The sequence below is a fragment of the Ilumatobacter sp. genome, assembly GCF_030065885.1.
Lineage (GTDB): Bacteria > Actinomycetota > Acidimicrobiia > Acidimicrobiales > Ilumatobacteraceae > Ilumatobacter.
This window is the reverse complement of sequence record NZ_JASJCS010000005.1, coordinates 1-13841: the sequence shown is the minus strand read 5'-3', so window position 1 is coordinate 13841 and position 13841 is coordinate 1. Positions and strand designations below refer to the sequence as shown.

Annotated in this window: 12 protein-coding genes; 6 read left to right on the top strand and 6 right to left on the bottom strand. The window is 71.3% G+C overall.

Annotated elements, in window-relative coordinates:
- Positions 1–96 precede the first annotated feature (96 nt).
- A complete protein-coding gene (locus QNJ12_RS01810; protein WP_300618128.1) occupies positions 97–1941 on the top strand; it encodes a carboxyl transferase domain-containing protein in 1845 nt (614 codons plus the stop codon).
- A 245-nt stretch (positions 1942–2186) separates the two neighbouring features.
- Here the strand turns inward: QNJ12_RS01810 and QNJ12_RS01805 are convergent, their stop codons facing one another.
- Positions 2187–2903 (bottom strand): MBL fold metallo-hydrolase, encoded by a 717-nt coding sequence (locus QNJ12_RS01805; RefSeq protein ID WP_300618126.1) that lies wholly within the window; start codon positions 2901–2903, stop codon positions 2187–2189.
- 24 nt (positions 2904–2927) lie between these two features.
- On the opposite strand from QNJ12_RS01805, the gene QNJ12_RS01800 reads away from it, so the two are divergent.
- Positions 2928–4451, top strand: coding sequence for an aldehyde dehydrogenase family protein (locus QNJ12_RS01800; RefSeq protein WP_300618124.1), 1524 nt, complete (start codon positions 2928–2930; stop codon positions 4449–4451).
- Between the two features lie 50 nt (positions 4452–4501).
- Here the strand turns inward: QNJ12_RS01800 and QNJ12_RS01795 are convergent, their stop codons facing one another.
- Positions 4502–6475, bottom strand: coding sequence for a CAP domain-containing protein (locus QNJ12_RS01795; protein ID WP_300618122.1), 1974 nt, complete (start codon positions 6473–6475; stop codon positions 4502–4504).
- A 217-nt stretch (positions 6476–6692) separates the two neighbouring features.
- Here QNJ12_RS01795 and QNJ12_RS01790 point away from each other — a divergent pair, with 217 nt between their 5' ends.
- Together QNJ12_RS01790 and QNJ12_RS01785 are read left to right on the top strand one after the other, a co-directional pair.
- Positions 6693–8273 (top strand): M1 family metallopeptidase, encoded by a 1581-nt coding sequence (locus QNJ12_RS01790; protein WP_300618120.1) that lies wholly within the window; start codon positions 6693–6695, stop codon positions 8271–8273.
- Positions 8274–8361: 88 nt separating this feature from the next.
- Positions 8362–9297, top strand: coding sequence for a CPBP family glutamic-type intramembrane protease (locus QNJ12_RS01785; protein WP_300618118.1), 936 nt, complete (start codon positions 8362–8364; stop codon positions 9295–9297).
- Here QNJ12_RS01785 and panC read toward each other — a convergent pair.
- Together panC and QNJ12_RS01775 are read right to left on the bottom strand one after the other, a co-directional pair.
- Positions 9226–10068, bottom strand: coding sequence for a pantoate--beta-alanine ligase (gene panC / locus QNJ12_RS01780; protein ID WP_300618116.1), 843 nt, complete (start codon positions 10066–10068; stop codon positions 9226–9228). The two genes, QNJ12_RS01785 and panC, sit on opposite strands and share 72 nt — an antisense overlap.
- A 72-nt stretch (positions 10069–10140) precedes the next feature.
- A complete protein-coding gene (locus tag QNJ12_RS01775) occupies positions 10141–11178 on the bottom strand; it encodes a P1 family peptidase (RefSeq protein WP_300618114.1) in 1038 nt (345 codons plus the stop codon).
- A 33-nt stretch (positions 11179–11211) separates the two neighbouring features.
- Between QNJ12_RS01775 and QNJ12_RS01770 the strand changes: the two genes are divergently transcribed.
- Complete coding sequence (locus QNJ12_RS01770; RefSeq protein ID WP_300618112.1) at positions 11212–11859, top strand: DapH/DapD/GlmU-related protein; 648 nt, start codon at positions 11212–11214, stop codon at positions 11857–11859.
- A gap of 57 nt (positions 11860–11916) precedes the next feature.
- Here the strand turns inward: QNJ12_RS01770 and QNJ12_RS01765 are convergent, their stop codons facing one another.
- On the bottom strand, positions 11917–12468 hold the full coding sequence (locus QNJ12_RS01765; protein ID WP_300618109.1) for a hypothetical protein: 552 nt from the start codon (positions 12466–12468) through the stop codon (positions 11917–11919).
- A gap of 38 nt (positions 12469–12506) precedes the next feature.
- Positions 12507–13262: a DUF2510 domain-containing protein gene (locus QNJ12_RS01760; protein WP_300618107.1), complete on the bottom strand. Its 756-nt coding sequence runs from the start codon at positions 13260–13262 to the stop codon at positions 12507–12509.
- A gap of 25 nt (positions 13263–13287) precedes the next feature.
- Between QNJ12_RS01760 and QNJ12_RS01755 the strand changes: the two genes are divergently transcribed.
- Positions 13288–13841: histidine phosphatase family protein (locus QNJ12_RS01755; protein WP_300618105.1), on the top strand; the 554-nt coding region annotated here is incomplete at its 3' end.

Here is a 13841-nt window from a genome sequence, read left to right as displayed (position 1 = left end):
AGCGTCGGCGAGGAGCAGTTGGCGAGCGGTCTGGCCGGCCGATCGGGTTCGCGTTCGGGGTTCGGATCGACTCGGGCGTCCTGCAAGGATCGGCGGATGACCGAGCCGCCGACCACCGTGCTGTCGGAGTTGCAGGGCACCGTGGTCTCGGTCGAGGTCGCGCCGGGCAGCGTGGTGGCACCCGGCACCGTGCTTGCGCTGGTCGAGTCGATGAAGCTGCATCACGAGGTGGTCGCACCGGCGACGGCCGAAGTCGTGTCGGTCGCGGTGATGGCGGGGTCGACGGTGTACCCGGGCGACGTGCTCGTCGAGCTCGGCCCGGCGGCAGCTCCGGCGACGTCGGCTGAGGACGCACCGCCGGCTGCCGAACCGGTGCCATCGGGGCTGGACCGCCGCGACCTGCGCGACGTCGTCGAGCGACACGAGCTCGGCCTCGATGCGGCTCGCCCGGACGCGGTCGAGCGTCGTCGCAGCAAGCAGCGCCGCACCGCCCGTGAGAACGTCGCCGACCTCGTCGACGAGGGCTCGTTCGTCGAGTACGGGCCGCTCGCGATCGCCGCGCAGCGGAAACGGCGCGACCACGAGGACCTGATCCGCCGCACGCCGGCCGACGGCATGATCGGCGGCATCGGCACGGTCAACGGCGACCTCTTCGACGGCCGCGCCGCCAGGGCGATCGCGGTCTCGTACGACTACACCGTGCTGGCCGGGACGCAGGGCCACCGCAACCACGCCAAGAAGGACCGGCTGTTCGAGCTCGCCGAGCAGCTGCGGCTGCCGATCGTCTTCTTCACCGAGGGGGGCGGCGGCCGGCCGGGCGACACCGACACCAGCGGCGTCACCGGTCTCGACTGCCTCGCCTTCCTGTTCTTCGCCCGCCTGTCGGGGACCGTGCCGCTCGTCGGCGTCAACGCCGGCTACTGCTTCGCCGGGAACGCCGCGATCCTCGGTTGCTGCGACGTGGTCATCGCGACGAAGGATTCGAACATCGGCATGGGCGGCCCGGCGATGATCGAGGGCGGCGGGCTCGGCGTCTACGCCCCGACCGACGTCGGCCCGATCGAGGTACAGCGCAGCAACGGCGTGGTCGACCTCGTCGCCGACGACGAGGCACAAGCGACCGCGCTGGCGAAGCAGTACCTCGGCTACTTCCAGGGCACGCTCGCCGACTGGGAAGCGGCGGACCAGGCCGAGCTGCGCGACGTGGTCCCCGTCGATCGGCTCCGGAGCTACGACGTCCGGGTGGCGATCGAGCTCGTGGCCGACCGTGGCACGGTGCTCGAGCTCCGGCGCGACTTCGGGGTCGGGATGATCACGGCCCTGGCGCGCGTCGAGGGCCGTCCCGTCGGCATCGTCGCCAACAACCCGGCGCACCTGGCCGGGGCGATCGACAGCGACGGTTCCGACAAGGCGGCCCGCTTCATGCAGCTGTGCGACGCACACGGCCTGCCGATCATCTCGCTCGTCGACACGCCGGGGATGATGGTCGGCCCCGACGTCGAGGAGACCGCGCTCGTGCGGCACTGCAGCCGGCTGTTCGTGACCGGCGCCAACCTCTCGGTGCCGCTCGTCTCGATCGTGCTGCGCAAGTCGTACGGGCTCGGCGCCCAGGCGATGATGGGCGGCAGCACCAAGGCACCACTGGCGTGTGTCGCCTGGCCGACGGGCGAGTTCGGCGGCATGGGCCTCGAGGGCGCCGTGCGGCTCGGCTACCGCAACGAGCTCGACGCCTGTGAGGACGAGGCCGCCCGCGAAGCGCTGTTCGACGAGCTCGTTGGCCGCCTCTACGAGCACGGCAAGGCGCTCAGCATCGCCGAGTACTTCGAGATCGACGACGTCATCGACCCCGCCGACACCCGCCGCTGGATCACCACCCTCCTCGAATCCGCCCCACCACGATCGCCGGACGACGCCCCCCGCCCCAACATCGACACCTGGTAGCGTGGGAGCGGCGGCAGCCGACGCAGCCGAGATCGGCCGACCGCGTCGTAGGACCGAGGCGGGCGAGCGTCGAAGCGGCGGCGCCAACGGCGGCGTCGCGGAGACGGCCAGCTCGGGAGGCGAAGCCTGACATGTCGCCGAGCTGGTCGCGCCCGCGCGTGCAGGGAGGCGAGGAGCGCAGCGCAGCGAGCACCGCAGCTCCGGAGGGCGGCCGCTACATCAGCGGCGCCACGTGCGCACCCCGATCAGGATCCCAACAGCTGGTCGAAGACGTAGTTCGACTGCTTGACGGCGCCCATCGTGGCGCTCGACGCCAGCGAGTAGCGATGCCCGGGGTAGAGGATGACGTCGTCGTCGACCTTGGCGAGCTGCTTGAGGCTCTCGATCATCTGGGCGTGGTCGCTGCCGGGGAGGTCGGTCCGGCCGCATCCGTCGAGGAAGAGCGTGTCACCGGACACGAGCTTGCCGCCGACCTCGAAGCACTGGCTGCCCGGGGTGTGGCCGGGGGTGTGGACGAGCGTGATCTCGACGTCGCCGACGGTGACGACGTCGCCCGAGTCGTGGCCGACGAGCACGTCCTCGGTGACGCCGGCCGAGCGCACGACCCACGGGACCTCGTCGCGCTGGACGTGGATCGGGCACGAGACGTGCTCGAGCAGCCCGGCGATGCCGGCGATGTCGTAGCCCATGATCGAACCGCCGATGTGGTCGGCGTGGTAGTGGCTGGCGAGCACACCGGTGACGCGCAGGCCGTCGGCTTCGACCGTCTCGACGAGCCCGGCGGGGTCGTACGCCGGGTCGACCAGCAGGCACTCACCGGTCGCGCGGTCGCCGATCGCATAGACGAAGTTGACCATCTGTGCGGCCATCTGGTCGCCGACCGCGAAGTCGCGTCCCGAGAGCAGCTGGCGGAAGTAGAACCGGTCGTCGCCGTCGTTCCGGCCGTCGTTGGGCTCACCCATCGGGCCAGCGTACGCTTCGCGTCCATGTCGACCTCCACTGCGCCGCGTGCCGGCGTCCTGTCCGAGCTGGCACCCGGCCAGGCCATCGTGTACGGCGGCAACCGGGTGGCGACCGTGTCCGACGAGCTCGCCGCCGCGTTCCGAAGCGGGGATCGGCTCGTGGTCGACCCGAGCAGCGGCTCGCTGCTCCACGTTCCCGAAGCCGAACACGCCGTCGCCACGGGTGCGGTCACCGCCGCGGTCGAGGCGTTCGCCGGCCTCGCGCACAACACCGACGACCAGATCACCGACTTCTTCGAGCGCTTCGCCGACCTGCTCGAAGCCGACGAGTCGTTCGCGCCGATCGCTGCGGCCAACGCCGCCGACGTCGAGCAGGCCGCAGCCCGCAACCGCTCGACGACCCGGCTCGTGCTCGGTGACGCGATGCGCCGCGACATGGTGGCCGGGTTGCGGGCGTGGGCCGAGCTCGACGCCGGCCGCGACCTGCTCGAGCGACACGTCGAACACGACGGATGGACCCTCGAAGCGCGTCGCGCCCCGCTCGGCGTCGTCGGGTTCGTCTTCGAGGGTCGCCCCAACGTCTTCGCCGACGCCGCCGGTGTCGTGCGCACCGGCAACACGGTCGTCTTCCGCATCGGCTCCGACGCGCTCGGCACGGCCCAGGCGATCGTGCGGCACGCGCTCGAGCCGGCGCTCGTGGCGGCGGGTCTGCCGGCGGGCACGATCAGCCTCGTGACCTCGGCGGCGCACGCAGCCGGTTGGGCGCTCTTCTCCGACGAGCGCCTCTCGCTGGCAGTTGCGCGTGGCTCGGGCCCTGCCGTCGCCCAACTCGGCGCTGTCGCCCGCCACGCAGGTGTGCCGGTCAGCCTGCACGGCACCGGGGGAGCGTGGGTCGTCGCCGACGAGACGGCCGACACCGCACGGTTCGCATCGACGGTGACGCACTCGCTCGACCGCAAGGTCTGCAACACGCTCAACGTCTGCTGCATCGTGCGTGAGCGCGCGGCCGAGCTGGTGCCTGCCTTCCTCGGCGCCGTCACGGCCGCCGGCGAGCAGCGGGGCGCCGACGGTCGCGTCCACGTCACCGAGGCTGCCGGGCCGTACGTGCCCGACGGCGACCGCTCACGCCGATCGGCGGTGGTCCGCGCCGACGGCACCCACGACGAACCGTTCGTGTCGACGATCGACGTCGAGAGCCTCGGTCACGAGTGGGAGTGGGAGGGTTCACCCGAGGCGACGCTGCACGTCGTCGACGACGCGGCCGAGGCCGTCCGGCTCTGCAACGAATACAGCCCCCACTTCGTCGCCTCGCTGGTGAGCGAGTCGGCCGACGCACACGAGCGGTTCTGGTCGACGGTCGACGCGCCGTTCGTCGGCGACGGCTTCACCCGCTGGGTCGACGGTCAGTACGCGCTCCGCACGCCCGAGCTCGGTCTGTCGAACTGGGAGGGCGGTCGCATGCTCGGTCGCGGTGGTGTCCTCTCGGGGGACTCGGTGTTCACTATCCGGTACCGCGCGAGGGTGGCCGACGCCGACCTCCACCGCTGATCGTCACTCGATCGGGCGCCTCATGCGGAGCGCCCGGCCGATCGTGGGCGTCAGATCCAGACGCCGTTGATGTCGACGATCAGGTGGGCGTCGTCGAGGGTGTAGACGCACAGCTCGCCGCTCAGCGAGAGCTTGACGATGGCCCCGTTCGCCGCCACCGGCTCCCAGGGCAGGAGGTTGAGGTTCGAGGTCGTCGGGCGCTTCCCGCACGGGTAGACGGTGACGAACGTCGGGCCGTCGGCCATGACGGCGGTGACGTTGATCGACACCGCCTTCGCGTCGGCGGGGACGCCGCGGTTGCCGGCGATGTCGAGGCGGGCCATCTGCCCGGCCTTCACGCGGGTGCCGTTGGTCGTCGAGTTCAGGTCGTCGTGCCGCGAGCGGCTGTCGAAGAGGCGGATCGGGTCGAGGGCGATGAAGTCGTAGCCCGACGTCTCGGCGAAGTACGCGGTCACGTCGATGATGACGTGGGTGTCGCGCAACGAGCGGACGCAGATGCGGCCGCGGTCGTCGAGCGGCGTGACCACCGAGTTCGGCCGCGACTCCATCGGCGTGTAGTTGATCGACGAGATCTGGCTGCCGGTGCTCGATCCGCAGGGGTAGACCTGGAGGAAGCCGTGGTCGGTGGGCTCGGTGACCGTGACGTTCATCGCCACGCTCGGCGCTCCGGCGGGTGCGCTACCGAACTCGCCGGCGATCTGGATCGGCAGCTCGACACCGGCGCGGAGCTTGGTCTCGCCGGCGTCACGGCTGTCGTACAGGCGCTTCGGCGTCAGGGGCTGGAGCCCGTCGCCGCCCTTCGTCGTGTAGTAGCCGTTGATGTCGACGACGATGTCGGTCGACTTCAGCGAGTACAGGCACATGTCGCCCGACTGGAGCGGCACGATCGCCTGGTTGGCGACGACGTCGCCGGGGCCGTAGCCGATCGTGCTCACGGTGGGGAGCTCGGTCGTGCAGTTGAACGCAGTGACGAAGCCGTGGTTCTCGGGGTTGACGGCGACGAAGTTGGCGCTGACGGCGACGACGTCGTCGCCGGCGACCGGGATGCGGGTGATCTTGCCGCCCCGCAGCCGGACCGAACCGAGCGCCTCGCGGCTGTCGACGTGACGGAACGGGTCGACCGACTCGAAGCGGGCCGACGTTGCGGTCGGCTCGGTGTCGGGGAGCTCGGGCACCTCGGCGGACAGGGGCGCATCGCGGTCGACGGTGAACGACCACGTGGTGCTGCCGCCGTCCGAGTTGACGGTCGCGGTGTACGTGCCGTCGGCCAGCGGCTCGCGGGGCATCACGACGACGGCGTTGTCGCCGTCGAGGATGGCCTGCGCCAGGCCGTTGGCGCCGGTGTTGCCCTCGTGCAGGGTGCAGGTCGAGATCGGCCCGTTGGGGCCGCTGAGCGTCGAGTTGGCCGTCGAGAGATCGTTGGGCAGCATCGCGATGAGGGGGAGGCCTGCACTGCCGCTCCACCCGCAGAGGTCCACCGGGTTCGGGTACTCGGTGATGAAGCTGTGCAGCGGCACGGTGGCGCCGTCGCCGGGGAACACGACCGCCGAGGTGGGCTTCGGCTTGCTGTTGTCGATGCCGCGGAGCACGTCGAGGGTGCCGCCGGAGCGCCAGGTGGGTGTCGAGGCGTTCGTGCAGAGCCCGAACCCGCTGGTCGTGAGGTTCGGTCGCAGGATGCCGATCGCGTGGAACGGCCCGGTCATCCAGAGGTCGATGTGGTTGCGAGCCGATGCAGCGATCGAGCTGCTGACGGCGACGTTGCCGTTGTTGCCGGCCAGGTCGCCGCCTGGGGTGTAGCCGGGACGGCCGGGGATCTCGTCGTGCGAGATGCCGTTCTGCAGCATGTAGCACGAGTGCGCCTCGGCCTGAGCCGACCAGGTGGCGTCGGCCGACACGGCGTCGAGACCGGACATCGCCCGGTACGTGTTGACGACGCCGAGCCAGTCGGAGTCGGCGACGGCGTTGACGGAGCTGCCGGTGCTCAGTCCGAAGGTGCCCACGGCGACGCCCATCGCGGCGGCCACGGCGGAGAGCTTCCAACGGCGGGGGCGGCGCGAGACGTCTGAGGTGGGTTCGAGCACGGTTTGTCATCGGTGTCGCAGAGGTCGTCTTGACGGAGGTGTCCGAAGCTTGAGGAAACCTTGCCAAGTCCGGACATAGCCGTGGCAGCCGTCGCCGCTCTGCGGAGGCACCGATCTGCTGCCGACACCGGTGCCGCAGCGCCCGGTACCGTCGCGATCGATGGACGGAGCGAGCAGGCTGACCGGCCCGAGCCTGGTCGTGGTCTGCGCACTGCTGTCGGGTTGCGCATCGCGGGCTGCGCCATCGGTCGTCGACGCACGCGCGTCCTCGCAGACGGCTTTGACGATCGTGATCGCCACCACGCCCGACGGGTCCTCGGCGACGGTGCCGACGACCGGCCCACCGGCGACCAGCGCACCGACGACCAGCCCACCGACGACCGGTGCGACGGCGACCAGCCCTCCGACGTCGCCACCCGTGACCGAGCCACTCTCGCGCTCGACATCGGTCGACGACACCCGAATCCCGGGGCTCGGGTCTGCGGACATCGACGTCGAGCACTACGACGTCGTCATCTCCTACGACCCCGACTCGCTGACCCTGACCGGGGAGGTCGGCGTCGACCTCGTCGTCGCCCGGGCCACCGACCGCATCGCACTCGACGCGAACGGCCTCGTGGTCGCCGACGTCGCCGTCGGCGGGCGGACCGCAGCGTTCGACCACGTCGACGACGAGCTGATCGTCGAGATCGGGCAGCCGCTGGCGACCGGCGAGCGCGTGCGCGTCGACGTCGACTACGAGGTCGCGGTCCCGCCGGGCGGGGGGTTCGGCGATCGAGCCGGGCTGTTCCCGACCGAGGACGGCCTCTGGGCGGTCAACGAGCCCGACGGAGCGAGCACGTGGCTCCCGGTCAACGACCACCCGACCGACAAGGCCACGTGGACGTTCGAGGTCGACGTGCCCGACGAGCTGACCGCGATCGCGAACGGTGCGCTCGTCGGCTCGACCTCGGACAGCGAGACCGCGACCTGGACGTGGCGTCAGGACGAGCCGATGGCGAGCTACCTGATCACGATGCTCGTCGGCGACTACGTCGTCGTCGACGGCGGCACGTCGACGAGCGGCGTCGCGTTGCAGCACGTGGTGCTCGCCGATCGCCGCGAGACGCTCGATCCGTACCTCGACGTGACCGACGAGCAGCTCACGTTCTTCGCCGACCTGTTCGGGCCGTATCCGTTCGACCGGTACGGCCTGGCGCTCGCGGACTCCCAGCGCGGGCTCGCGATGGAGACGCAGGGTCTGTCGCTGTTCAGCGCCGACGACATGTCGGGCGAGCTGGGCTTCTTCCAGCACCTGCTGCTGGCGCACGAGCTCGCGCACTCGTGGTTCGGCAACGCGGTGTCGCCGGCGGATTGGAACGACATCTGGCTGAACGAGGGGTTCGCCACGTATGCACAGTGGCTGTGGCTGGACCACGTCGGGCTGGCCGACCTCGAGTCGAGCGTCGGCCTCGCCTTCCGGCAGCTGCCGAGGACCGGCTGGCCGCTCACCGAGCCCGAGCGGCTGTTCGGCACCGTCGTCTACCAGGGCGGGGGCGCGGTCCTGCACGCGCTGCGGGCGACGGTCGGCGACGACGCGTTCTTCGCGGGGCTGCGGGCATGGGTGGCGACCCACCTCGACGGATCGGCCGGAACCGAGCAGTTCAGGGCCGTCATGGAGGAGGCGGCCGGCGTCGATCTCGGGCCCTTCTTCGAGGAGTGGGTGTACGCCGAGCGGATCCCGAGCGAGTTGCCGGGCTGACCCCCGACCGGTGCCTGCCCCGAGTGGGCCGAGTGGGTGCAGCAAGCTCCGTCGGGCCGTCATGGCTCTACGCTGGTCGCCACTTCCGATGACACAGCTGCCACCACCCACGACGGCTCCGGCCGGTTGGTACCCCGACCCGAGCGGTCAGGGGTACCGCTACTTCGACGGCTCGGTCTGGGCCGCGCCCGAACCCGTCTTCGAGGAAGCCGAGGAGCACCCCGACCTGCCGCTGGGCGCTGCGCTGGGCGCGCTCGCGGTGCTCGTCGCCTCGCTGCTCACCGCGAAGTTCCTGGTCGATGCGCTGATCGACTTCGACTGGCCCGTCATCGTCTACGTCGTCATCCTCGCCACGCTCGGTTACGGCCCGTCGATCGCATGGGGGTGGTACGTCCGGCGCCGGTGGGGGGCGGGTCGGTTCGGCTCGCTCGGGTGGCGATTCAAGTGGAGCGACCTCGGCTGGGGGCCCGTCACGTGGATGTCCGCGGTGTGCGTCCAGCTGGTCGTCGGCGCCGTGATCCTGGTGCTCGACATCCCCGTCAGCAGCAACGTGGACAGCGCGACCGACCTCGAGGCCGACCGTGCGTACCTGGTCGCCACGGCGGTCACAGCCGTCATCGCGGCTCCGATCATCGAAGAGCTCGTGTTCCGCGGCCTCGTGATGCGCGGCCTGCTGAGCCGCATGGGCCCGGTCCTCGCGATCGGCCTGCAGGGTGTCCTGTTCGGGGTCGCCCACGTCGACCCGATCCGCGGCGTCGGCAACGTCGGCCTGGCCATGATGCTGTCGGGCGTCGGCGTCGCCTTCGGCGTGTCGGCGTACCTCACACGGCGGATCGGGCCGACCGTCATCGGGCATGCGATCTTCAACGGAGTCGTGCTCAGCATCCTGCTCTCGGGCATCATCGACGACGTCGACACCGACCTGTCGATGTCGGTCGTCGCGGTCGACGTGTCAGCCGAGGAGCTGGTTGTCGATCAGCCGTACCTCACCGAACCAGGCGGCGGTCAGGATCACAGCGGCTGACCGCACGGCGTCGACGGGTACGAGCGTCACCGCGTCGACGAGCTCGACGTACTCGACGTTCGCTCTCGGCTCGGCGTCGAGGATCGACCTGGCGAGCCCGGTCAGGGCGCCGGCGTCGGCTTCGCCGTCGTGATGCCGCTCGACCGCGGCGCGGAGCGCCCGGTTGACGACGACGGCCGCCGCCCGGTCCTCCGGGGTGAGGAGGAGGTTGCGGCTCGAGAGTGCGAGGCCGTCCGGCTCGCGAACCGTCGGCACGCCGACGATCTCGACGCCCCCGTCGAGGTCCGCCGCCATCTGCCGGACGATCGCCAGCTGCTGGTAGTCCTTCTGCCCGAACATCGCCACGTGCGGGAGCGTCGCCCCGAACAGCTTGGTGACGACGGTGACGACGCCCCGGAAGTGCCCGGGCCGCATCGGCCCCTCGAGACGTTCCGCGAGCGCCCCGGGCTCGACGTGGGTCTGGAAGAGCGGGGGGTACATCGTGGCCGCCGTCGGTGCGTACACGGCGGCGACGCCGGCCTGCCGGCACGCTTCGACGTCGCCGTCGATCGGGCGCGGGTAGGCGTCGAAGTCACTCGGTTCGTTGAACTGCAGCGGGTTGACGAAGATCGTCACGACGACGCGATCGGCACGCTCCTTGCCGGCCTCGATCAGCGCGAGGTGACCGGCATGGAGCGCGCCCATGGTGGGCACGACGGCGATCCTGTTCCCTGCCGAACGCTCGGACTCGGCCCATGTGCGCATCGCGGACGGCGAGGTGAACGTCTCCATCGACGGCGAGCATAAGGAGCCGCGCCGTCGCCGACCCAGCGACCGCGACAGTGGATCGGCTCGGCGTGGTGATCAGAAGGCGGTCGGGCAGACGTCGCGGTACGCCGGCGCGTCGCCGATCGACTCGGCGCTGAGCACCGCATCGGTGCACGCCCGTGCGAACACGTCGGCGGCGACGGCGAACACGGCGTTGAGCTGAGCGGCCCGCGAGTCGCCGGCCCGGACCAGACCTGCGGCGTCGTGGGCGAGCTCGATCGCGCCCGTCGACAGGCCGAAGATCGCGTCGCCGTCGGTGAGCGCGTGTGCCGGGCGGATCGCCCGTGACAGCCCGTCGTGCGACGCCAGTGCGAGCCGGCCCGCCTCGGGGCGCGTGAGCGCGGCGTCGGTCGCGACCACGCCGATCGTGGTGTTGAGCGGCTGCGGTGGGGCGGTCGCGGCGGTCAGCCGCTTTCGCAGCGCCGCCTTGTCGGCCCCGGAGGGGCGCCGCGTGCGGCCGTCGTCGCACCAGGGTCGCGCGCTGGCGGGATCGATCACCGAGCCGGACGCGTTCACCACCGCCAGGGCGGCGACCGTGACACCGAGCGGGTCGACGGCCGCGGACGCCATGCCGACGCCGCCCTGGAGGCCGCCGGCGCGTGCGCCGGTGCCGGCCCCGATGGTGCCGCGCCGATCGCTCCGGCTCGCACGGCGCGCGGCTCGCTCGCCGAACGTCGCATCGGGCCGATTGCGGAACTTCCCGCCGCGGGCGAGGTCGAAGATCACGGCGACCGGGACGACCGGGACCACGTCGTGCTCGCCGGGACCGACCGGGACGCCGAGCCCACGCTCCTCGAGCACAGCCATCACGCCGTCGGCGGCGGCGAGCCCGAACGCGCTCCCGCCCGACAGACAGATCGCGTGCACCCGGTCGACGAGGTTGCCGGGTGCCAGCGCGTCGGTCTCACGGGTGCCCGGCCCACCGCCTCGCACGTCGACGGCCGCGACGGCGCCGGACGGGATGACGACCGCCGTCGTGCCGGTCTGCCACCCGCGCCCGGTTCGCTGGTGATGGCCCACCAGCACGCCGTCGACGTCGCAGATCGAGCCGGGGTCGCGGTGGTCGGAGGGCACGCCGCGACCGTAGCGACCGGTAGCGTGCGCGGCGTGCTGCAGGCCGATCGACCTCCCGACACGGCGGTGCGGCGCGCCAGGTCCGTGCTCACCCGGGCTGCCGGGGAGTTGATCCACCGGGCGCGCGAGACGGGCAACCGGTGGGCGGCGATCGGCCCCGACACCGCTCGCGGTCGCCGGTTCGGTGCGTTCGGTGCCAACAGCGTCATCTGCCACCCGCCGAACACGTTGATGAACGAGCGCTACATCCACATCGGCACCGACACGATGATCGGCCCGGCCGTCACGCTCTCGGCGGGCATGGTGCCCGGGCAGCAGTGCATCACCGACCCGGTGGTCACGATCGGCGACCGCTGCCTGATCGGGCGTGGCAGCGGCATCGTCGGCCACCTCTGCATCGAGATCGGCGACGACGTCTGGACCGGCCACCACGTCTACGTCACCGACCAGAACCACGGCTACGAGGACGTCACCCGCCCGATCTCGCAGCAGCTCCAACCCGAGGCGCCGGTCGTCATCGGCGACGGCGCCTGGCTCGGCCACGGCACCGTCGTGCTGCCCGGCGCCCACATCGGCCGGCACGTGGTGATCGGCGCCAACAGCGTCGTGGCCGGTCAGATCCCGGACTACTCGGTCGCCGTCGGGGCCCCCGCAACCGTCATCAGACGAATCACGAGCTGAGATCAGGGCGGGGCCCCGCCACCGTCGTCAGACGAATCACGAGCTGAGGTCGTTCGATCAGCGGCTGAGGTCGCGCGGCGGCGCGCAGGCCGGCATCTCGTTGTCGCCGGCGAAGGTCTCGAGCCGCTCGCTGACCGGGATGCCCACCGCGGTTTCGTAGAAGGCGAGGTTCTCGCCGGTCTCGCGGAGGTCGTCGGCGTAGTTGCGGCGGTCCTGGAGGTAGGTCCGGTAGTCGTCCTCCCAGAGTGGCACGATGCCCTGGCCCTTCTGATCGGCCGGCTCGATCGCGACCACCTCGTTGAGCATCCGCTCGAGGATGTCGGTCGAGCGGTCGACGATCGTGGCGCGCTCGCGGATCAGCTCGGGGCCGCCGTCGTCGATCCTGCGGAAGTCGGCCAGCTCGAGCCGTTCCTCGTTGGCGCCGGTGCAGATCGTCTCGGCGCGGGCGGCCCACGCACGATCGTCGATCTTGTTGACGGCTTCCTTCGAGGCGAAGAACAGCGCCCAGATCCAGAACACGGCGAACACGACGACGACGACCGTCAGGAACGCTCGGACGAGCTTCCTGCTCGCCGGCTGGGCGGGGGGCTCGACGGGGACCGTCTGCACGGCGTTCACCCTATGGGTGTCGCGTCGCGAGCGCTCGCTCAGGGGTCGATCGGGTCGATCTCGACGCCGAACGGGAACGGCCCCTGCACGACGACCTCGACGTCGCAGTCGCGGCCGCTGCGAGGTGCGGTGGTCGTCACCGTCCAGCCGACGGTCTCGCCGGCCGGGATCGAGTCGAGCGTGAAGATCTCGGTGTCGCGGTCGACGGTGACGAACACCGTGTAGTCGCGGGTGCGTGCGCTCGCGTTGGTCAGCTCGCCCGAGACGACTGCGACGGCGCCGTCGACGTCGCACGACGCAACGTCGGTGACCACGGGGCCCGGGCTGGCGAAGTCGTCGACGGCCCGGTACAGCACGACCGACAGGGCGATCCCGACGACCGCCAGGGCGAGGCCGATCAGCCCGGTGACGATCCCGGTGATCGATGGGCCGCGGCCCACGTGCACGACGTTCGACTTGCGAAGGCCCCGGATGCCGAAGACGATCGCGAGGATCGCCAGGACGAGTCCGACGACGAAGATGAACGGGATCCAGGCGAACAGCATGCCGAGGATCCCGCACACGAGCGCCGCCGTCGCGAGGCCGTTGCGCGCCTGCTGGCCGCCCGGGAACGGCTGTGCGCCCGGCGGTGCGCCGGGGCGAGGGCCGGGATCGGTCCCGAGCGGGTCGACGAACCGTTGGCCGCCCTCGGCGACGTCCGCGGTCCACTGGGTGCCGTTGAAGTACCGGTGCTCGTGACGGCCGAGCGGGTCGGGGAACCACCCTGCGCCGGGAGAACTGTACGAATCGGTCACGGCCCGGCAGAGTACCGTCGCCGCCGTGGAGATCACGTTGATCCGGCACGGCCAGCCCCAGTGGGTCAAGGAGGGCTTGAACGTCGTCGACCCACCACTCACCGAGCTCGGCCACCGGCAGGCCGAGCGGATGGCCACTGCGCTCGGCGGCGAGGAGTTCGACGAGGTGTACGCGTCGCCGCTCACGCGGGCTCGGCAGACGGCCGCGCCGCTGTTCGGGCGACTCGGGAGGGACGAGGCGATCCAGCCGTGGCTCGAGGAGATCCGCGACCCCGGCTGGCACGGCTCGCCGGCCGAGAAGGCCGAGCAGGCGTACCGGGAGATGCGCGAACGCCCGGTCGACGACCGCTGGCACGGGCTCGAGGGCGGCGAGTCGATCCGTGCGTTCACCGACCGGATCCACGAAGGAGCGACGGCCTTCCTCGCCGAGCGCGGCGTGCACCGCAAGGACCACGACCTCCCGGTCTGGACCATCGCCGAGCCGGACGTTCGCATCGCGCTGGTCGCCCACGCCGGTACGAACTCGGTCACGATCTGTCACCTGCTGGGGCTCGAACCGACGCCGTGGGAGTGGGATCG

Coding starts and splice junctions, on each gene's coding strand:
- QNJ12_RS01810 (WP_300618128.1), top strand. CDS start 97: ATGACCGAGCCGCCGACCACCGTGCTGTCGGAGTTGCAGGGCACCGTG.
- QNJ12_RS01800 (WP_300618124.1), top strand. CDS start 2,928: ATGTCGACCTCCACTGCGCCGCGTGCCGGCGTCCTGTCCGAGCTGGCA.
- QNJ12_RS01785 (WP_300618118.1), top strand. CDS start 8,362: ATGACACAGCTGCCACCACCCACGACGGCTCCGGCCGGTTGGTACCCC.
- panC (WP_300618116.1), bottom strand. CDS start 10,068: ATGGAGACGTTCACCTCGCCGTCCGCGATGCGCACATGGGCCGAGTCC.
- QNJ12_RS01790 (WP_300618120.1), top strand. CDS start 6,693: ATGGACGGAGCGAGCAGGCTGACCGGCCCGAGCCTGGTCGTGGTCTGC.
- QNJ12_RS01805 (WP_300618126.1), bottom strand. CDS start 2,903: ATGGGTGAGCCCAACGACGGCCGGAACGACGGCGACGACCGGTTCTAC.